The 18,095-nt window shown below is 61.6% G+C and carries 15 protein-coding genes and 2 pseudogenes; 10 read left to right on the top strand and 7 right to left on the bottom strand.

Going from position 1 to position 18,095, the window contains the following annotated elements:
- The 3 genes from DLM46_RS26400 (at nucleotide 1) to DLM46_RS26410 (ending at nucleotide 2,718) form a co-directional block, all read left to right on the top strand.
- Nucleotides 1-441 (top strand): nitrile hydratase accessory protein, encoded by a 441-nt coding sequence (locus tag DLM46_RS26400; protein WP_115105386.1) that lies wholly within the window; start codon nucleotides 1-3, stop codon nucleotides 439-441.
- A gap of 10 nt (nucleotides 442-451) precedes the next feature.
- Nucleotides 452-1,531: a HoxN/HupN/NixA family nickel/cobalt transporter gene (locus DLM46_RS26405; protein ID WP_115105387.1), complete on the top strand. Its 1,080-nt coding sequence runs from the start codon at nucleotides 452-454 to the stop codon at nucleotides 1,529-1,531.
- Nucleotides 1,532-1,683: 152 nt separating this feature from the next.
- Entirely contained in the window at nucleotides 1,684-2,718 is a 1,035-nt protein-coding gene (locus tag DLM46_RS26410) for an AraC-like ligand-binding domain-containing protein (protein WP_115105388.1), read from the top strand.
- Between the two features lie 349 nt (nucleotides 2,719-3,067).
- Here the strand turns inward: DLM46_RS26410 and DLM46_RS26415 are convergent.
- The 6 genes and pseudogenes from DLM46_RS26415 to DLM46_RS26435 form a co-directional block, all read right to left on the bottom strand.
- Nucleotides 3,068-3,381 (bottom strand): annotated as a pseudogene (locus DLM46_RS26415) (DDE-type integrase/transposase/recombinase); the annotation flags it as partial.
- A 2-nt stretch (nucleotides 3,382-3,383) separates the two neighbouring features.
- Nucleotides 3,384-3,491 (bottom strand): annotated as a pseudogene (locus tag DLM46_RS41325) (aldo/keto reductase); the annotation flags it as partial.
- A 47-nt stretch (nucleotides 3,492-3,538) separates the two neighbouring features.
- Nucleotides 3,539-5,770, bottom strand: coding sequence for a xanthine dehydrogenase family protein molybdopterin-binding subunit (locus tag DLM46_RS26420; protein ID WP_115105389.1), 2,232 nt, complete (start codon nucleotides 5,768-5,770; stop codon nucleotides 3,539-3,541).
- Nucleotides 5,767-6,762: an FAD binding domain-containing protein gene (locus tag DLM46_RS26425; protein ID WP_115105390.1), complete on the bottom strand. Its 996-nt coding sequence runs from the start codon at nucleotides 6,760-6,762 to the stop codon at nucleotides 5,767-5,769. The genes DLM46_RS26420 and DLM46_RS26425 overlap by 4 nt, the downstream gene beginning before the upstream one ends.
- Nucleotides 6,755-7,438 (bottom strand): (2Fe-2S)-binding protein, encoded by a 684-nt coding sequence (locus DLM46_RS26430; protein ID WP_115105391.1) that lies wholly within the window; start codon nucleotides 7,436-7,438, stop codon nucleotides 6,755-6,757. Before DLM46_RS26430 ends, DLM46_RS26425 begins: the two co-directional genes overlap by 8 nt.
- A 315-nt stretch (nucleotides 7,439-7,753) precedes the next feature.
- A complete protein-coding gene (locus tag DLM46_RS26435) occupies nucleotides 7,754-8,500 on the bottom strand; it encodes an SDR family oxidoreductase (RefSeq protein WP_115105392.1) in 747 nt (248 codons plus the stop codon).
- Between the two features lie 196 nt (nucleotides 8,501-8,696).
- Here DLM46_RS26435 and DLM46_RS26440 point away from each other — a divergent pair, with 196 nt between their 5' ends.
- The 4 genes from DLM46_RS26440 to DLM46_RS26455 all read left to right on the top strand — a co-directional run bounded on the left by DLM46_RS26440 (nucleotide 8,697) and on the right by DLM46_RS26455 (nucleotide 12,277).
- Nucleotides 8,697-9,605: a LysR family transcriptional regulator gene (locus DLM46_RS26440; protein ID WP_115105393.1), complete on the top strand. Its 909-nt coding sequence runs from the start codon at nucleotides 8,697-8,699 to the stop codon at nucleotides 9,603-9,605.
- Between the two features lie 530 nt (nucleotides 9,606-10,135).
- A complete protein-coding gene (locus tag DLM46_RS39625; RefSeq protein WP_165848062.1) occupies nucleotides 10,136-10,312 on the top strand; it encodes a recombinase family protein in 177 nt (58 codons plus the stop codon).
- 214 nt (nucleotides 10,313-10,526) lie between these two features.
- The gene (locus tag DLM46_RS26450; protein WP_244306370.1) at nucleotides 10,527-11,750 is read left to right on the top strand and encodes a PstS family phosphate ABC transporter substrate-binding protein; all 1,224 of its coding nucleotides are present in this window, start codon (nucleotides 10,527-10,529) and stop codon (nucleotides 11,748-11,750) included.
- A gap of 71 nt (nucleotides 11,751-11,821) precedes the next feature.
- The gene (locus tag DLM46_RS26455; RefSeq protein WP_115105394.1) at nucleotides 11,822-12,277 is read left to right on the top strand and encodes a hypothetical protein; all 456 of its coding nucleotides are present in this window, start codon (nucleotides 11,822-11,824) and stop codon (nucleotides 12,275-12,277) included.
- Nucleotides 12,278-12,365: 88 nt separating this feature from the next.
- Here DLM46_RS26455 and DLM46_RS26460 read toward each other — a convergent pair whose 3' ends face one another.
- Nucleotides 12,366-12,545 (bottom strand): hypothetical protein, encoded by a 180-nt coding sequence (locus DLM46_RS26460; protein WP_115105395.1) that lies wholly within the window; start codon nucleotides 12,543-12,545, stop codon nucleotides 12,366-12,368.
- A gap of 24 nt (nucleotides 12,546-12,569) precedes the next feature.
- Here DLM46_RS26460 and DLM46_RS26465 point away from each other — a divergent pair, with 24 nt between their 5' ends.
- The 3 genes from DLM46_RS26465 to DLM46_RS26475 all read left to right on the top strand — a co-directional run bounded on the left by DLM46_RS26465 (nucleotide 12,570) and on the right by DLM46_RS26475 (nucleotide 18,015).
- The gene (locus DLM46_RS26465) at nucleotides 12,570-13,670 is read left to right on the top strand and encodes a PstS family phosphate ABC transporter substrate-binding protein (protein WP_115105396.1); all 1,101 of its coding nucleotides are present in this window, start codon (nucleotides 12,570-12,572) and stop codon (nucleotides 13,668-13,670) included.
- Between the two features lie 226 nt (nucleotides 13,671-13,896).
- Complete coding sequence (locus DLM46_RS26470) at nucleotides 13,897-16,815, top strand: TonB-dependent siderophore receptor (protein WP_244306371.1); 2,919 nt, start codon at nucleotides 13,897-13,899, stop codon at nucleotides 16,813-16,815.
- 111 nt (nucleotides 16,816-16,926) lie between these two features.
- The gene (locus DLM46_RS26475) at nucleotides 16,927-18,015 is read left to right on the top strand and encodes a hypothetical protein (RefSeq protein ID WP_133300382.1); all 1,089 of its coding nucleotides are present in this window, start codon (nucleotides 16,927-16,929) and stop codon (nucleotides 18,013-18,015) included.
- Nucleotides 18,016-18,095 lie beyond the last annotated feature (80 nt).

Below are 18,095 nucleotides of genomic sequence, written 5' to 3' on the forward strand. Positions count from 1 at the left end.
ATGTCCGGAACCTTCGAACCGTCGACCACGCAACTGCCCGCAGACGGCCCGCCTTTCAGCGAGCCGTGGCAGGCGCGCGCGTTCGCGCTGGTCGTCCATCTCTACCAGTCGGGCCAGTTCGCGTGGAGCGAATGGGTGGAAACGTTCAGCCGGCAGATCACTGCGTTTCCGGCCCGTGCGGGCGAATGCACGAACGACAGCTACTACCGCCAATGGCTCGGTGCGCTGGAGGAGATCATGGCGGCCAAGGGGCTCGTCGATCCGGCGGCGTCGCACACGCGGCAGGGCGAGTGGCGCATCGCCTACCTGAACACGCCGCACGGCCAGCCGGTGAGTCTCGACAACGCCGCCTGTCCACCCGACCATGTGCACGAGCACATGATGCCGCGCAGGACGCCAGTGACGGTCAGCACGGCGTCGTGCAGCCGCGCATCGATCTGAGGAGCCCATCATGACCGGGGTCACTCGTGCAGGCGGCAGCCGTCGCAACGCGTTCGTTCCGCCGCGAAGCATCCTGCTGGCAGTCGGCGCGCTACTGGTCGCCAATGTCGGAGTCTGGTGCTGGGCAGCTGTCAGCCTGCACGAGCGGCCCGTGCTGTTCGGTACGGCGATGCTCGCGTACGTGCTGGGGCTGCGCCACGCGGTGGACGCCGACCACATCGCGGCGATCGACAATGCGACGCGCAAGCTCATGCAGGCAGGCCAGCGTCCGCTGTCCGTCGGTTTCTACTTTTCGGTCGGGCATTCCGCGCTCATCGTCGCCTTCTCGGCGGCGCTCGCGTTGGCGACCGCTCATTTCTCGCAGCGTTTCGCGGCGTTCCGCGCAGTCGGCGCGCTGATCGGTACCATGGCGTCGGCGACGGTCCTGCTGTTGCTCGCGGCGGTGAACGTCACCGTCCTGTTCTCGTTGTACAAGACGTTCCGGTGCGTCAGGCGCGGCGAGCCCTTGGACGACGTCGGCCTGAGCGGCCTCCTGAGCGGCCGTGGGCTGGTCTCGCGCCTGCTTAGACCGATGTTCCGCATCGTGACGAAGAGCTGGCACATGTTCGTGATCGGCGCCTTGTTCGGGCTCAGCTTCGATACCGCGTCGGAAATCGCGCTTTTCGCGATCGCCGCGGGCCAGACGTCTCACGGCGTGTCGTTCGAGACTGTCATGCTGTTCCCCGCGCTGTTCGCGGTCGGCATGTGTACGGTCGACTCGGCAGACGGCATGCTGATGGTGGGCGCTTATGGCTGGGCGCTGGACAACCCCGTCCGCAAGCTCTACTACAACATGGCCATGACCTGCATGTCGGCCGTTGTCGCCCTGCTGATTGGCGGCGTGGAGTGCTTGTCGATCATCGGGGACCGGCTCGATTCCCTCGCTTTTCTGAGGAGCTTCACCGGCGCGGTCGACGACTATTTCGGTGTCCTCGGGTATGCGATCGTCGCCGTGTTCATGGCGAGCTGGGCACTCAGCGTCTTCGCCTATCGGCGCCGGAGAGACACGGCCCGCTCGTGCACGGATTTGTCTGCGGATTCCCGGACGTAGGCACCCGTCTGTTCGCGATGGACGGGACCGACTGTCCCCGCGCGATGGGTGGCGCCGATCTGTGCCGCCCATGCCGTTTGGTTGGACAGCGGAATTTTGAATGGGCACGCTTCTCGGATCATCCGTTTGCCCATCAACCTTGGGGCACCATCATGTCGAAGCAACTGACCGATTTCGCCGCAAACCGGGGCGAACAGGGCGCCGCCCCGAGCGGCTCGCCGTTCGAATGGAATAGTTCGTCCATCGAGGTCTCTGCCGGCGGCTCCATCAGCCAGCGCATCGACTTCTGGCGCGAAATCATCTTGCGACTGTTTGCGGACGTCCAGATTTCGGCGGTGCAGAGGGCGGATTTCTTCGGAAAGGTCCGGCAGCGCAAATGCGACAAGTTGCGCATGTCGGAGATCCATGCCGCCGAGCAGGCGGTCAATCGACGCTATCGCCAGGCCCGCAGTGAATACGAGGACAAGTACTTCGCGGTGCTGATGCTCGAAGGAACCCAGTCCGTCGAACAGGACGGCAATATCGTGGCGCTGCGCCCCGGCGAGTTTGCGATTTACGACGCGACACGCCCCCATCATCTTCACTTTGGCCAGTCGTGGCGGGAAATCGTTGTCAGCATCCCCCGGACGACGCTGAACCAGCTCGTCGTCGGGATGGAAACGCGCACGGCCAGCCCGATGAATACATCCCATGGCGTCGGAAACGTCATGCGGGCATTCCTGGAAGGGATGTCGTCGCAGATCGGCCACGTCACCGAGGACGAAATGCTCAGGCTCTCGGACACGGCGATCACCTTGATTGCGATGACGTTAGGGAATCTGCAGCGAAACGATATCGCCCAATCGCGGCTCAAGACGCTGACCCTGATGCGTGTGAAGACTTTCGTCCTGGAACATCTCCGGGATCCCGAATTGAATCCGCATATGGTCGAACGGGCAATGGGCATTTCGTCCAGATACGTCAACAAATTGTTCGAAGCGGACTGCACTTCGCTGATGCGCTACATTTGGCGTATGCGCCTGGAACGGTGCTCGGAAGAACTGGCAAACCCCCACTTTTCTATCTTGCGAGTTTCCGACGTCGCGTTGAGGTGGGGCTTTAATGACATGTCGCATTTTAGTCGTGCATTTAAGGAGCGCTTTAACGTGTCTCCTAGCGAGTGGCGAAATAAGGGCGTGCAAGGATGACATCCATAGATTGCCGCGTAATGTTTTTGCTCGAACTGAACCGGGCTCACGACGTTCAGATCGGCCATGTTGCAGCTTCCCGTAACGTGACGTAATAGCGACCTTGAGCCGATCCGCGAACGGCGGCGATGACCAACTATCTCGAGGCCGTCAGCCACATCCAGTGGCCGTTGTGCACGCGATGTCCGCCTTCCGGTAGGTTGCATTGCGATCTGCGCATCGGGGGGCGAAAGTACGCATCCGCCTGCAGTGAGACCTGACATTCGCGCAAGCCGAGGTGCGAATGTCGGGAAAGCGGCTGTGGTGCAAATTACGGGCGCGAGCGAAAAGCGGCGTATTCACCATTGCATCACCGTGTCGAAAGGCCTGCCTTCCAAACAGCGGGCGCAGTGGTATCTTTGAGGCGTAACCGTGCGAGGTTGAACTGACCTTTGCGAATGCGATGCATCGACTCGACGCCCGATTTCGCAATGGCCGCATTCCTGAAGCGTTTGAAGCCGAGCATTGCATTGACCCTGGACTTGATGTTGCGATGATCCTGTTCGCCCCAGCGACGTCGCGCCTGGCGCTAAGCCGGACGTCGACCGTCTCTCCTGCGCGGTCAACTGCACGGTAAAGATAGACCCATTTGCCGCGGACCTTCACATACGTCTCGTCGACTCTCTGGCCGCATTTTTGTCGACCACCGTACCGTAGCCGTAGCTCAAGCCCATGCAGCCCAGACCTAGGGCTGAGACTTCCAACCTGCTGTTTCCGAGTGTGCGTAGTTGCATTGCAATGCCCCATGCAAATTTCAATCAATGCCAGCCGCCAGTCGCCCCTAGCTGTCTGTTGGCGCGATGCCGTTCATCAGCTTGTCCAGCGTGATCGGGAGGCTGCGGACCCGCTTGCCGGTCGCGTGATAGACCGCATTCGCCACTGCTGCTGCCAGCCCCGTCACGCCGATTTCGCCGATACCGCGGGCGCCGAACTCGCTGAGGTGATAGTCAGGGTAGTCCAGCAAAATGACGTCGATTTCCGGCTGATCCGCATGCACAGGCACGACATACTCGGCGTAGTTGTTATTCGCCGGCAGCCCGCTGCGCGGATCGAATTCGGCCGCTTCGTACATCGCCATGCCGATCCCCATCACGATGCCGCCTTCCACCTGGTTGCGCGCCGCAAGTGGATTGACCACCTTGCCGACGTCGATTGCACTGACAACCCGTGCCACACGTAGGCGTGAGATACCAGGATCCCAGCGGACTTCCACAAAATGCACACCGAATGAGCGGAACGAATACTTCGACATATCAGCACCGTCGCTATGGTAGAAACCTTCCGCGCGAGCAAGCCGCTGGCTGGCGAGAATGTCGGCGAACGATACGTGCCTGTCGCCGGCTGCAAGCGCACCGTTTTCAACAAGAAGCGAATCAGGCTTTGCGCCCGCGAACGGTGCCGAATCCGCCACTGCGAATTGCCGCAAGCGCTTGAGCGCTTCGCGCGTGGCACCGGCGATCGCCGACATCGCACTGGCTGTCGCCCACGAACCGCCCGAGACGGGCCCGGCGGGAAATGACGAACTGCCGAGTTCGACTTCGACCTTCTCTAGCGGCAACCCCGTTAATTGACTGACTGTCTGCGCGACGATGGTGTAGGTTCCGGTGCCGATATCCTGCAGGCCGCACTGGGCCAGCGCCGTGCCATCGGCGCGCAACGTCACGCGCGCTTCCGTCGCCACGCGGAACGCTTCCCAGTTGCAGGCGCCTATGCCATAACCGATGATTTCATCGCCTTCGCGCATGGAGCCGACGGCAGGGCTGCGCTTATGCCAGCCAAAGCGTTCGGCGGCGCTCGTCATCGCTTCGGGAAGGTGGTTGCTTGACCACGGCAGATTGCTGCTTTCATCGTGCGTCGACAGGTTCAACTGACGGAACGTCAGTGGGTCCACGCCGATCGCGAGCGCCATTTCGTCGATGGCCGACTCCAGCGCAAATAGTCCGGGCGCTGCGCCCGGTGCCCGCATCGACGTAGGAGTGCCCCGGTTCACCGCGGAGAAGTGATGCGTGACCCGCACGTTCGCACACGAATACAGGCTTTTCGTCATCCCGCCGCACGCTTCGGTGTAGTTGTCGATGGGGGAGGTGCTGTTGTATGAGTCGTGGCTGATCGAAAGCAGTTTGCCCGCGGCATCGGTCGCCAGCCGCACGTGCTGAATCGTTTCGGGCCGGTGGCCGACCGTCGTAAACATCTGCGCGCGCGGCACGACGAGCTGCACGGGCCGACCTGTCATGCGGGCGGCTGCGCAGGCCGCAACCGAATGCGGCCACGGCCAGAGTTTGCTGCCAAACCCGGAGCCGATGAACGGTGCGCGCACCTCGACCTGGTCCGCAGTCAGGTCGAACACGTTCGCGAGCACGTTGCGGTGGTTCAGCACACCCTGGCTGGATTCGTAGACGATGAGCCTGCCACCTTGCCAGTAGGCGGTCGTCGCATGCATTTCCATCGGATTGTGCGTTTCGACCGGCGTCGTGTAGGTTTGCTCCAGCCGGTGCAGGCCCGCATCGAAACCTGCGTCCGCGTCACCCCGCGAGTGTCCGCGCGGACCATTTCGCGCACCATGCGCACTGAGCGCTTCGGCCAGAGTACGGACCGGTTCACGCTCGACATAATCCACCTTGACGCTGTACGCCGCCGCACGGGCTCGTTCGAACGTATCCGCAACCACGAGCGCGACAAACTGGCCGGGATAATAGACCTGGTCGTCCTCGAACGGCAGGCGATGTTCGTCCACCATGGCCGACGACAGGATCTCCGCGAAATTCATCGGCGTAGTCGGGCTTCGATGCAACTTCAGGAAGTTGCCGTGATGCAGAACGTTCACGACGCCCGGCATGCGGCGCGCTTTGTCGTCGTCGATTGCCTGGATTTTGCCGCTGGCAATCGTGCTGTAGACGCCGTAGGCGTACAGCATGCCGCCGACAGGATGGTCCGCGGCGTACTGCGCTCGGCCGCTCACCTTGAGGCGTCCGTCGACGCGCTTATGCGGGGTGCCGATGATCTGCTCGCTCATGCGTGCTCCAGGGCCGTGAGGTCACGAAGATTGCGCACAATCGCCTGTTGCCCGAGCGGCACCTTGTACGCGTTGAGCGTGTACGGACGGGCGTCGCGCATCGCAATGGCTGCGGCGCGGGCGAAAATTTCCATCGAGGCGGTCTGCCCGGCGAGCGATGCCTCGGCTTCGCGGGCGCGCCACGGTTTGGTCCCGACGCCGCCCATCGCGAGACGCGCTTCACGAATGCGCGTGTCCTCCATCACGACAATCGCTGCGCTCGAGGCCAGCGCAAACTGATACGACGCGCGATCGCGCAGCTTGAGATAGCCCGACCGGCTGCCGGAAAGTGGCGCATCCAGTGTCACGTGCGTGATCAGTTCATGGGGTTGCAGCGCGTGCTCTTTCCATGGCGTATCGCCGGGCAGCAGATGAAAGTCCGCAAAATCGATCTCGCGCGAACCCTGCGGGCCCAGAACGGTGATGCGTGCGCCGATGGCAGCCATAGCCACGCACATGTCCGATGGATGACTCGCGATGCAGTGGTCGCTCGTGCCGAGAACAGCGTGCACGCTCCGATGCAGGCCGCCAATCGCTGCGCAGCCCGAACCCGGCTCGCGCTTGTTGCACGCTGAAATGCCATCGCGAAAGTAATTGCAGCGCACGCGCTGCATGACATTGCCGGCGGTGGTTGCCTTGTTGCGCAACTGCGTCGAGGCACCGGCAAGGATCGCCTGCGATAGCACCGGGTAACGTTGGTGTACCAGTGGGTGCCGCGCGAGGTCCGTATTCGTCACCAGCGCGCCAATGCGCAGGCGACCGTCGGGGAGGGATTCGACCTGCTTGAGCGGCAGCCGGTTGATATCGACGATCTGTGCGGGACGCATGACGTCAAGTTTGACCAGGTCCAGCAGTGACGTGCCGCCCGCGAGATACGAAGGCTGTTCGCCGCGAGCGTGACGGCTAATAGCCTGCGCGACGGAATCCGCGCGTTCATAGTCGAAGTTACGCATCGGGCAACGCCTTCATGCTGGCGCGGGCCGACTGGATTGCCGCCGGGATGTTTTTGTACGCCGCACAGCGGCAGATGTTTCCGCTCATCGCTTCGCGTACGCTGGCGTCGTCGGCCGGGATATTGGGGTCGCGCAGAATGGCGACGGCGCTCATCATCTGGCCGGAGGTGCAATATCCGCACTGATACGCATCGTGCTCCCAGAACGCCTGCTGCACTGGATGCAGTTCTCCGCTGCGCTCCAGTCCTTCGATGGTGGTAATACGGTCGCCTTCGTGCTGGACCGCCACTGAAAGACAGGAATTGATGGCGCGGCCGTTGACATGCACAGTGCATGCGCCGCACTGACCGTGGTCGCAGCCCTTTTTGGTGCCTGTCAACTGCAACCGGTCGCGGATCACGTCGAGCAGAATCGCGTTGGACGGAACGTTCAGGGTGTGGGTTTGGCCATTCACGTTCAGGTGGATGCGGTGTTCGCCTGCGTGGGGTGTGTCGGCGTCGGTTACAGGCGTTGCTTCGGTATCCGGCGTACTCGCGCCGGCCGGGCGCAGCCATGGAGCCGTCGTCGCACTTACGACGCCGATCTTAAGAAAATTGCGCCGCGAAGGACGGTGCGCTGTCTCGTCCGATCCCTCTGCCTCGTGGCTTTTGTCTGCGTCCGGAATCCTGTCTGACATACTCGACTCCTTGTCTTTCCTATCACGATCTTGAATGGGGACGACCAGGAAACCTGCAAGACTTGCAGGCGTGCGCAGGCCAGTCGTGCTGTCTACGGACTAGCGCCAACAGGCTCACTGCTGGATTGCGCGCAGCTAACCTGTTCCAGCCACTCGACCGACCTGCAGTCGAGAGACTTCGCAATGGCGATGTGCGTCATGCTGGCGTGCACGGCGAATGACCGTTGCTTGCGTCCGGCTGCTGACTGAACACGAATCGGCGTTTGCCGCGTTCATTTGCGCTCAGTCAGCGCCGGCGCTTGAGCTCCGAAGCCCTTAACCTTCCTGGCGCGTGGGCCGGAACAGGATCTCGTTGATGTCGACTTCCGGCGGTTGGCTTATGGCAAAAGCGACCGCGCGCGCGAACGATTCGGCAGGGATCGCGATCTCTTCATAGAACTTGCTCACGAAACCAGCGACATCCGGTTCCGTGATACTGCCCGGAAGATCCGTGGCCACGGCGCCCGGCGAGATAACCGTTGTGCGAAGACCATAGGGCTTGACCTCCTGACGCAAGCCTTCGGAGATCATTAGCACGGCGCTCTTGCTGGCGGCGTAGACGGCGCTGCCAGGCCGAACGGTGCGGCCTGCGACCGATGAGACATTGATGATGTGCCCGCTCTTCTGATCTTTCATGTGCGGCAAGGCAGCAGCGATGCCGTACAGGACACCCTTGATATTCACATCGATGGTCCGGTCCCAGTCGTCGATCTTCAGACGCTCGAGCGGCGAGTGCGGCATCAGTCCGGCATTGTTGATCAGTACGTCCACGCGCCCGAATGTCTGCACCGCCGTGTCGACGAGAGCCTTGACATCCTCGTGCCGGGTGACGTCTGTCACGACTGCGACTGCCTGACCACCTTTGCTGACCAGATCAGCCGCGAGCGATTCAATACGTTCGGCGCGGCGGGCGCCCAGTACCACCTTGGCGCCACGTTCGCTCAGATATCGGGCAGTCGCTTCGCCCAAACCGCTACTCGCGCCCGTGATGACGACCACTTTGCCTTCGATATTCGCTTCCATTGCTTTCCTTTGACCCCTCGCGAAATCTGCGTTTGCCTCGCAACCGACGCTGTGAGTCTCGGGACGGGCGTTAATGTGACAACCACCGGCGTGCTGCGTGAAATCCACGCGATGACGGATGGGTCAAATGGTAGGTTGTTGTCGATCCTTTAACAATGAGCGTAGAATTTCACGGGGTGTTAAGGAAAATTCATCTATGCAATTGCGCGCTGGCCTGTCCGAGTTGACTGCTTTTATCGCCATTGCTGAGCATCGAAGTTTCCGCTCGGCAGCGCGCACGCTAGGCGTGTCGCCCCCGGCGCTTAGCCACGCAGTGCGAAATCTCGAAGAACGTTTGAGTGTGCGGCTGTTTAACCGGACCACCCGTTCGGTGGCTTTGACCGAGGCTGGTGAGCAGCTTCTGCGGCGCGTTCGCCCTGCGCTCGCCGATCTGGAAGACGGCCTCAATGAAGTTGCTTCAGTCGGGCACCGGCCCTCTGGATCGATCAGGATCAGTGCGGCCGAGGCCGGAGCACGGCCGCTGATCCTTCACGTTCTTCCGAGCTTTCTGGCAGCTTATCCGGATATCCATGTCGAGATCGTGGTGGATACGCGGCTCGTGGATATCGTGGCCGACGGTTTCGACGCCGGCGTCCGGGTCCTTGACGACGTGCCGCGCGACATGATCGCCGTGAAGTTCGGGCCCGACTTGCGGTTTGCTGCGGTAGCGTCCCCCGAGTACCTGTCGCGCCGTGAGGCGCCCACCACACCGCAGGAACTCGCCCAGCACCGCTGCATCAGGTTCCGGTTTGCCAGCGGCACGCTGTATCGCTGGGAGCTCGAGCATCGCGGCAGTAGCGCGAGCGTCGATGTCGACGGACCGATGACGCTTGGCAACACGAACCTGATGGTCGATGCGGCACTGGCGGGAATCGGTATTGCCTGGGTTCCGGAATATCACGTGATCGATCACCTTGCCTCTGGACGTCTGATCCAGCTGCTGCCAGAGTGGTGCCCATCCATGCCCGGCCTGTGTCTTTACTATCCGGCCAATCGGCACCCGCCCACAGCGCTTCGGCTGTTTTCGCAGGCCGTGCGGGAATGGGCCAACAGAGACTCAGCCTAATGGCATCAAGGGCCGGCCCTTCGACAGGGAGTCTGTTTTGACGAATGCGCGGAAGCGTGTTTGTCCACACAGTGTCCGGACTTTGCGCCCTGGAGTCTCCCGTTCGCGATAGTCCTTCCTGCGGAAAATCTGTACTTAAGGTGACTACTTCCCACGCATCAAACTCCGCGGCAAGGTCGGCGAGCTGTTGGCGCGCGATCTTCAACCCGGGACCACCTGACACGAGGTGAACCGGCGGAGCGGGACGGTCCACGGCGGCGATATGTCCTCGTTGCTTGTCACGCATGCCGGGCAGCACCGCCCGGGTCAGTGCGCATAGCCCAAAGACATTGGTTTCAAAGAGGGCGCGCTCAATGCGGGTGGAGAGTGGCCGGGTCTGCGTTCAGGTTCTCGAGGCGCTGGCCCGGTGTGGCGACATGGCGCCGATCGGACTGAAGAACTGACGCCCGACTCTCGAACACCGGCATGGGTACAACCACGGGTTGTCGATCGATTGCCGGCCAAACACCGAGCGATAGACAAGACGACAAATGAAAGATCCGGTGGTAGCCGTGCAGATCTTTGATCACAAGAACGTGGGATTACACGGATTGAACCCGGACATGAACGCCCGTACTTTGACCCGCAATTTGGCGCTGACTGTCTTGGGAGGCGTCGAGCAGTTCGAACGGGATCATCAATGCACGGACCGGCGTATCGAACCATAAATGAATATTCATGAACGGTTCAGGTTGCTTTTAGCACGGCATCGTATCGTGAGCATGAGAGGGCCGTGTGCGCGGTCATTGAGCATAGACGTCAGAGCGGACGGCTTCGCGCTCGCTACGAACCATCGGTGGCCATGCTCAATGGTTTTCATTGCTTCCAGAATCACGATGAGACTCGGCATTTCAACATGCCGTCAATAAGAGGAGACGCACTGTGAGAGACACCGCATTACATTCTGCGACCAGGGGCGCCCCAGGCGCGGCGCACGGCCGTGCCTGCCTGCTGCGGCTGCCGGTGGCGATGGGTCTGGCGATTGCGACGCTGGTAGCAGCGGGCGACGCGATGGCAGTCCCGGCCAGCGACGGCCAGGCGCCGATGGTCGAGTGGATCGTGCCCGCCCTGCCGACGGTAACGCCTCAGACGAAGGAGCAGGCGGACGAGGGCATGAAGGTGGGCCGAGCCCTGGTGCAACCGGAGATTCTGCAACCCACGCTCGACGCCGCGCTGCCCAGCTATCAGCCGCGTACCGACATCAAGCTGTCCGGGACCTTCAAGGGGGCGGTTTCCGACGTCCTGCCGGCGCTCGTCAAACGTTGGGTCGCCGGATTCAAGAAGTATTATCCGGACGTCAGCATTGACGTGGAGCCGCCCTATGCCGGCAGTCTGGGCGCAAAGGAGCTGGTCAAGCAAAATCTCGATTTTGTCTTCGTGTCACGTGAACTGAAACCGGATGACGTGACGGACTTCCAGGCAAAATTCGGCTACGGGCCATTGAGCGTGCCGATCTCCGGCGGTTCCTACCGCCATTTCGGTTTCCTCGATACGATCGGTTTCTTCGTCAATCAAGACAATCCGCTGCAGAAGCTGAACTACGAGCAGATCGATGAGCTCTTTTCCAGGACCCATCTTCGCGGCGCCAAGCCGCTCAAGACCTGGGGCGACCTTGGGTTGACAGGCGATTGGGCAGACAAGCCGATCCATGTCTACGCGATCAAGCCGTGGAATGGCTTCGAGGAATTCGTGCGCCAGAAGATCCTGAGTGTTGACGGCAAGCGCGGCGAGTGGCGCGACGACATTCATTACGACAAGCTGGTCTTCCCCCTGGCCAGGCGTGTTGCCGACGATCGCTACGGGATCGGATACTCGGGAGTCGCCTATATCGATTCGCCTGTGAAGATGCTACCGCTCGGCGAGACGGCCCAAGGTCCGTTCATCGCGCCGACCTATGAGAATGTGGCGCTGGCTACCTACCCTCTGAGCCGGTTGATTTACTTCAACACCAATAAGACGCCCGGCAAGCCGCTCAATCCGGCGCTCGCCGAATTCCTGCGTTACGTCCTGAGTAAGGAAGGTCAGCAATCGGTCATCGATCACGCCATGTACGTGCCTCTGCGTGCGCAACAGGTCGAGAGCTCGCGCGCCATGATCGCCAACTGACGTTCAGATTAGACCGTCATTCCACGCGCCCCGGACGTCCAGGGGCGTGGCGCGGTCACGAGGAACATCCAATGAAAAGCACGCTCTGGGCCGCAACCGCGTGGTTGCTGGCCGGTTCCGCATGGGCTCAATCGCCGGCCCCCATCTATGCGCAAAGCCTGGTCGACAAGACCTTGGCCTCGCACCCCGAACTGACGATCCTGGCCTTGCACGTTACGCCGCCGGCTTCAGTGGACAACGTCATCATCGCCTCGAATATCGGCCGTATCGGCAAAAAAGCCGATGCTGACGATCTGTCCGTCCTGACCTCCGGGCAGCCGCGCGTGGAACCGACGAGGACCGGCGACCTGTCGGTGGAGCTGGTCATGCGCGATGTCAACGGGAAGCCGATCGGCGTAATCGGCTCGACCTTCCGGTTCTCACCGGGGGGGGACAAGGCGCTGGTTGTGCACCAGGCCGAGCGCGTGCGCGATGAACTGGGCGCACAGACACCGTCGTTGGAGGCGCTGTTCGAACCAGCGCATTAGCCATGCCTGGCATGTCGCCTGAGCGGGCTCGCAGAGGGGCCATGACGCATGGGTGGACCTGAAAGCGCATTTATTAAACGTTCAGGTTTTATTTAACGTAGTAGCCCACCATGAAAGGGAAATAAAAGTCAGTCCCCGGCATGATGAACGGCGGTGCGGGACTCGTGGTTGTCGTAGCGGTCGCGATGTTCTCGTCGGTGAAGGAGCGCGCGGCGCGGATTAGAAAAAAAAGCCCCGTCGAGGGCAAGAGCTTCAGACGAAGCAGCATTCATTGATTCCATCAGGAGACGTCATGAAACAAGGGAACGAGGCGCGTGTGTTGCGCAAGACAGCGGTGGCGTCGGTCGCCGCAATGATCGGTTTGACGGCGTTGACCGCTCTCACCTCATCGCCGGCCTTCGCGCTGAAATACGCAGCGGTGGAACATCATCTCCAAGTGGATCCGTCGATTCCGAACTGGCAGCCGGGTGCAGTGCAGTCAGTGCCCGAAGAGGAGCTGAGTCTGGTGGGCGCGGACGTGATGGACGAAATGACGTTGGGCTGGATCAAGTTGTATCGCAAGGCCTATCCGCGACTGAGCGTGACCATGGAGGCGAAGGCGTCTGGATCCGGGGGGCCGGCCCTGACGGCCGGGACCGCCGACCTGGCGCCGGTTGGGCGCGAGTTGCTGCCGGCCGAAGAGAAGGGTTTTGTGGACAAGTTCGGCTACAAGCCGATGGCGATTCGCGTGGCCACGGGCAGCGTGGGTTCGCTGGGCAAGACGGCGACGTCAGTGGTGCTGGTCGACAAGGACAATCCGATCAAGGGACTCACCTTGGCCCAACTCGACGCGATCTATTCGACGACGCGTAATCGGGGCCATGCCGATATCACCAAATGGGGCGACCTGGGTTTGGGTGGCGAGTGGGCCGACCGGCCGATTCATCTGTATGGCCTGAAGCCGGTCAACGGCATCGAATACTTTCTGAGGCTGAACTTGCTGGAGGGTGGCGAGTACAAGGACAACATCCAGTTCGTCAAGGGCAAGGGCTTCACGCACGCGTTCACGGTGGCAGCGGAAGACATGGCGACGCATCCCGGCGGGTTGACCTACGCGTTGCTCGCGAACGTGACGCCGAACGTGAAAGTAGTGCCACTGGCAGCAGAGGAAGGGCAACCGTTCCTCGCACCAACCCTGCAGAATGTCTACTCGCACAAGTATCCACTGTCCCGTTACGTGTACATCTTCGTCAACAAGAAGCCGGGCCAACCGCTCGAGCCGAAGGTGAAGGAATTCCTGAAGTTGGTGCTCAGCCGTCAGGGGCAGGATGTCGTAGCGAAGGAGGGGGTCTATATCCCGCTAACGCCGGCGGTCGTGCAACAAGAGCTGGCGAAGCTCGACAAGGCGGATTGATGGCCTGATCGGTAGGGGACACGCCGGATGGTTCAGCGTCGCCCCTGCAGGCATCGTCAGTCTTGCCAACTCTGCGGCACTGCCGCGCCGCAAAGCGGATGCTCGCGCGAGTCTTGACCATGGGATTGTCCGTGCTCGGTTCGCGCCTGGAGGAAACAAGGCAGGCGTCACAGGATAGATCCCTCTGAACAAAACAAACGAGGGGCGCATAAAAAATGGAGGAGACATGTTCAGCAAATCCGTGCTTGCCCTGGCGGTCGCGGCGACGCTGCCCACAGCGCTGTTTGCGCAAACGCAAGCCCCGCCGGCTCCAGGTATGCAGAGCACGAGCACGAGCACGAGCGAGCAGGCGCAGGTGAGGAGCTATGCGCAGGAGCTGGTGGACAGCACTGTCGCCAGGCATCCGGAACTGCTTCAGTTGGATCTGCACGCGCAGCCGCCCAATGGTGCGCGCAGTGTCATCATTGCCGCGAAGTCGGGCCAGCGGATCGGCAAGCAAACCGATCCAGACGACCTGGCGGTGATCACGTCGGGCGAGCCGTTTGTGGAAGTCAACCAGTCGGGCAACCAGAACGTCGAGGCGCATTTGCCGTTGTTCGATGCGCATGGCAAGACTATCGGCATGGTCGAAATGACTTTCCCGTATCCGTCCGGTTCCGGCTTTGACCAGATCGCGCTGATCAAGACGGCCGCGCAAATCCGCGATGAAATCAGCCGCCGGATCGCCCATGCGCCGAATCTGTTCGAACCGGCTCGCTTTGATCCGAGCATCCCACTCAATACCTATGCGCAGACGCTGATCGACGAGACGCTGGCGAAGTACCCCGGCGTAGTGGTGCTTGCCATGCACGTCAAGCCGCCCCAGGGTGGCAACGACTACCCGATCATCGCCTCCAACATCGGTCGCATCGGGAAGCCGGCGGATGATGATGACATGCAGGTGATCACCGCCGGCAAGACAAGCCTGGAAGTCAATCGCGAGGAGGATCGCTTTGAAGTCAAGTTGCCCTTGCAGGACGCAACGGGTGCAACCATTGGCGCACTAGGCGTGATCTTTCCGTACACGCGAAGCATCGGGCAGCCGGCCCTGCAACGACAGGCCGAAGCGATCCGGGACAGCTTGCGCCCGCGCATCCCGAACAGCGCGAAATTGTTCGACCCCGGTGTCGTGACGCCGGTGCCGACCACCGTCGCGGCCGAACTGGACAAGTCAGCGCTAGGCAATAAGCAATCGTTGCCGATGACCCGGCAGGAGGTTTCGAGCGCCGCCCTCCAGGATGCACAGGATGGCTTGTCCGACGCTGTCAAAAACCAGGCAGGGGTTGCGCCGACGAATTCGAAAGGCAGTCCGGCGGATGCGCAGAGCATTCGCGGCATCAAGCTCAACCTGTTTTCGAACTATCGTCTTAACGGCGGCCTGCCGATCGCCGGCGTGGTGACGACGCCGACCGACGACAAGGCGCGCATCGAGACCCTGAAAGGCGCCAATGCGCTGATGTTCGGCGTCGCGAGCCCGGCCGGCATTATCAATCTCGTGACCAAGCGGGCCACCGATCGCGACGTGACTTCGTTGACGCTTTCCGGCAACTCGTTCGGGCAGTATGGCGCCGGAATCGACATCGGCCGGCGCTTCGGCAGCGAGAAGCAATTCGGGCTGCGCGCGAATCTGTCGGGTGCCCATCTCGAGAATGGCGTCAAGGGCGCCAACGGGCACGGCTATTTTGAGAGCCTGGGTGCGGACTGGCGCGTGACGGACCGGCTCAGCTTCCAGTTCGATTTCGAGCAGTACCAGAAGGACGTGGTGGAGCAGGCCGCCATCAGTCTGCCTACGGCGGTCAAAGGTCATATCACGGTGCCGCGCGTGCCGGATCCGAGAAACCTGCTGTCCGGCCCATGGGCGTTGTATACGCCGCGCACGACCAACGTGCAGGGCCGCGTCGACTATATCCTTGACGACAACTGGAAAGTACTCGTTGAGGTCGGCCGTTCGTACGCGGATCGCTCGCGGCTTACAGGGCGCATCGCCGGCTACAACGTCGCGACCGGAGCCGGTGGCGTGGAAACGGTCAATACCGTCACGCAGAGCTACATCAACAGCTTCGAGCGAACCGAACTGCTCGGCAAGTTCGCAACCGGTCCGTTCAATCACGACTTGACGCTAGGCATTTCCCGCAGCGAACGAAACGCCGAGACGCCCGCGCAAAACAGCATCGTTCTGCCGCAGCGGATCAATATCTACGATCCGATCGCGCTGCCGGCGCCGGTGCCGACCAGGCCGCCGACTTCATTGCCGCTGCAAACCAGCAGTGACAGCGGGCTCTATACGTACGACAACATTGGTATCGGGAAAAAATGGAAAGTGCTGGCGGGCTTTCGCGAAACCCGCTCGGTGTCGCGCGACGGACGGGTATCGCAGGGAACCTACTTGCCCTTGCCGGCGGCCGGCATTCTCTACGACGTTCTGCCCACGACCACATTGTTCGCCAGCTACATGAAGGGCCTGGAAGACGGCGGTGTCGCCCCGGTCAACGCGGTCAACGCGTACCAGATCCTGGCGCCGGCGGTTTCGACCCAGAAGGAAATCGGTATCCGCGACTCGTATTTCGACGGTCTGTCGATCACCGCCTCGTACTTCGACATCGATCGCGTCAATGCCGTGACCAACTCCGTGACCAGGGTCTTCTCCAACGATGGCACGATCAAGTACCGAGGCGCCGAGGCGGTCGTCACCAAGCAGTTCGGCCGGCAGTGGAGCGTGACTGCCGCCGTGCAATGGCTGCGCGCGGTGCAGAATCCGGTGTCCGACATGACGATCAAGGGCTTGACGCCCGAGAACACACCGAAATGGATCGGCAATGTGTCAGTGACCCACCGGCCGTCTTACGTGCCTGGGCTTGCGCTTACGGTCGGCGCATCGTTCGTGTCGCAGCGGCCCGTCAATCCGCAGGACCAGGGCTACATCCCCGGTTACGTGGTTTATACGGCAGGGGCGGCGTATGCCACCGTGATCCATGGGCACCGCTCGTCGTTCGTGCTGAGCGTCGACAACCTGACCAACCGGCGGTACTGGAATTCCGTCCAGACCGGTACGTTGGGGACGGGCATGGACCGTAGCGTAAGGCTCAACGCCAAAATCGATTTCTAAGGTTGGGCGCCCGGCGTGAGGCATGCAGGATCGCGCAGTGGGAATTCAGGCGGGCCCGCACGGTCTGACTCCATCAGCCAACAGTTTGCAAGCGAGGCTCCAATGCCGGGCATGAAACCGTCAAGCGTTGTGTGTTACGCCCGTCTGGTGTGCGGCGGTGTGTTGCTGGCCGGCGGGTTGTCGGTTTTCGTGGCCGCTCATGGCGCGGAGGCCGGCAGTTACCACCTCGCAAAGCAGGTGACGATAAAAAGTAGCGATACGGGGTGGGACTACAACTCGCTGGACCAGGCACGCGGCCGCATTTTTATCGCGCATCGGAAGGACGGCTTGCATGTCTACGACATCGGCCAAGGGCGTGTCATCAAAACATTGGCGCAATCGGCCGGCACAAACACGTCGGCCCTCGCACCCGAATTCGACGTGGGCCTCGCCGGCACGACCGACGGTCATGTCGTCGTATTCCGGATATCCAGCCTCAAGACCTTATCTCGCTATAAGAGCGACACCGACGGGTTCGACGGCGCGGCTTTCGACAAAGTGAGCCGGCGTTTCGTCATGGTCGGCGAGGCGGACAGCGTCAACAAGACGACCCCGGTGCTCTTTTTCGATGGCGTGACCGGCAAGCCGGCAGGCTCAGTCATGATCGACAGCATCAAGGTCGATGCGCCTCGCTCCGACGGCGCTGGCCATATCGTGATGCCGTTGCGCGACCAGGCACAGATCGTCAAGGTCGATGCCCGGACGATGGAAGTGGTCGCGACGTTCCCGCTCGACGATTGCCTGCAGCCCGCCGCGCTGGAAATGGACCAGGCCGGTCAACGCATCTTCGTCGGCTGCCGCGGGCAGGGGGCTTCGCCACCGCGGCTGGCGGTGCTCGATGCGGCATCTGGAAAGCAGCTCGCCCGGCTACCGATTGGCCGTGGCGTAGACGAAGTCATGTACGACGAAAAGGCTCGACTGATCGTTACCGCCAATGGCGAGGACGCGAACATGACGGTCATTCAGCAAGCGGCCGACGATACGTTTCGGGTGACAGAAACCGTCGGCACGCAGCCAATGGCGCGAACCGGAGTGATGGATGCCATGACCGGCAGGATCTACCTCGTCAACGCCCAGTACGTCGTCAAGTACGAGGAAGGGCATGCGCCGACCACGCACTTCCTGCCCAACACATTCAGTGTCTTGACGTACACCCGATAGCGTCGGATTGCGTTCAGCTTAGGTCGGGGTACGGGTCGATCTTCTGTCAGTTGGGGACGTTCTTGTCTTCGGTGCGGCGT

Origin of the sequence: Paraburkholderia lacunae, from assembly GCF_003353175.1 — a bacterium.
Lineage (GTDB): Bacteria > Pseudomonadota > Gammaproteobacteria > Burkholderiales > Burkholderiaceae > Paraburkholderia > Paraburkholderia lacunae.

Excerpts from the sequence above, each read along its gene's own strand:
- DLM46_RS26400 (WP_115105386.1), top strand. The coding sequence starts at position 1 with ATGTCCGGAACCTTCGAACCGTCGACCACGCAACTGCCCGCAGACGGC.
- DLM46_RS26405 (WP_115105387.1), top strand. The coding sequence starts at position 452 with ATGACCGGGGTCACTCGTGCAGGCGGCAGCCGTCGCAACGCGTTCGTT.
- DLM46_RS26410 (WP_115105388.1), top strand. The coding sequence starts at position 1,684 with ATGTCGAAGCAACTGACCGATTTCGCCGCAAACCGGGGCGAACAGGGC.
- DLM46_RS26420 (WP_115105389.1), bottom strand. The coding sequence starts at position 5,770 with ATGAGCGAGCAGATCATCGGCACCCCGCATAAGCGCGTCGACGGACGC.
- DLM46_RS26425 (WP_115105390.1), bottom strand. The coding sequence starts at position 6,762 with ATGCGTAACTTCGACTATGAACGCGCGGATTCCGTCGCGCAGGCTATT.
- DLM46_RS26430 (WP_115105391.1), bottom strand. The coding sequence starts at position 7,438 with ATGTCAGACAGGATTCCGGACGCAGACAAAAGCCACGAGGCAGAGGGA.
- DLM46_RS26435 (WP_115105392.1), bottom strand. The coding sequence starts at position 8,500 with ATGGAAGCGAATATCGAAGGCAAAGTGGTCGTCATCACGGGCGCGAGT.
- DLM46_RS26440 (WP_115105393.1), top strand. The coding sequence starts at position 8,697 with ATGCAATTGCGCGCTGGCCTGTCCGAGTTGACTGCTTTTATCGCCATT.
- DLM46_RS39625 (WP_165848062.1), top strand. The coding sequence starts at position 10,136 with ATGAAAGATCCGGTGGTAGCCGTGCAGATCTTTGATCACAAGAACGTG.
- DLM46_RS26455 (WP_115105394.1), top strand. The coding sequence starts at position 11,822 with ATGAAAAGCACGCTCTGGGCCGCAACCGCGTGGTTGCTGGCCGGTTCC.
- DLM46_RS26460 (WP_115105395.1), bottom strand. The coding sequence starts at position 12,545 with ATGCTGCTTCGTCTGAAGCTCTTGCCCTCGACGGGGCTTTTTTTTCTA.
- DLM46_RS26465 (WP_115105396.1), top strand. The coding sequence starts at position 12,570 with ATGAAACAAGGGAACGAGGCGCGTGTGTTGCGCAAGACAGCGGTGGCG.
- DLM46_RS26470 (WP_244306371.1), top strand. The coding sequence starts at position 13,897 with ATGTTCAGCAAATCCGTGCTTGCCCTGGCGGTCGCGGCGACGCTGCCC.
- DLM46_RS26475 (WP_133300382.1), top strand. The coding sequence starts at position 16,927 with ATGAAACCGTCAAGCGTTGTGTGTTACGCCCGTCTGGTGTGCGGCGGT.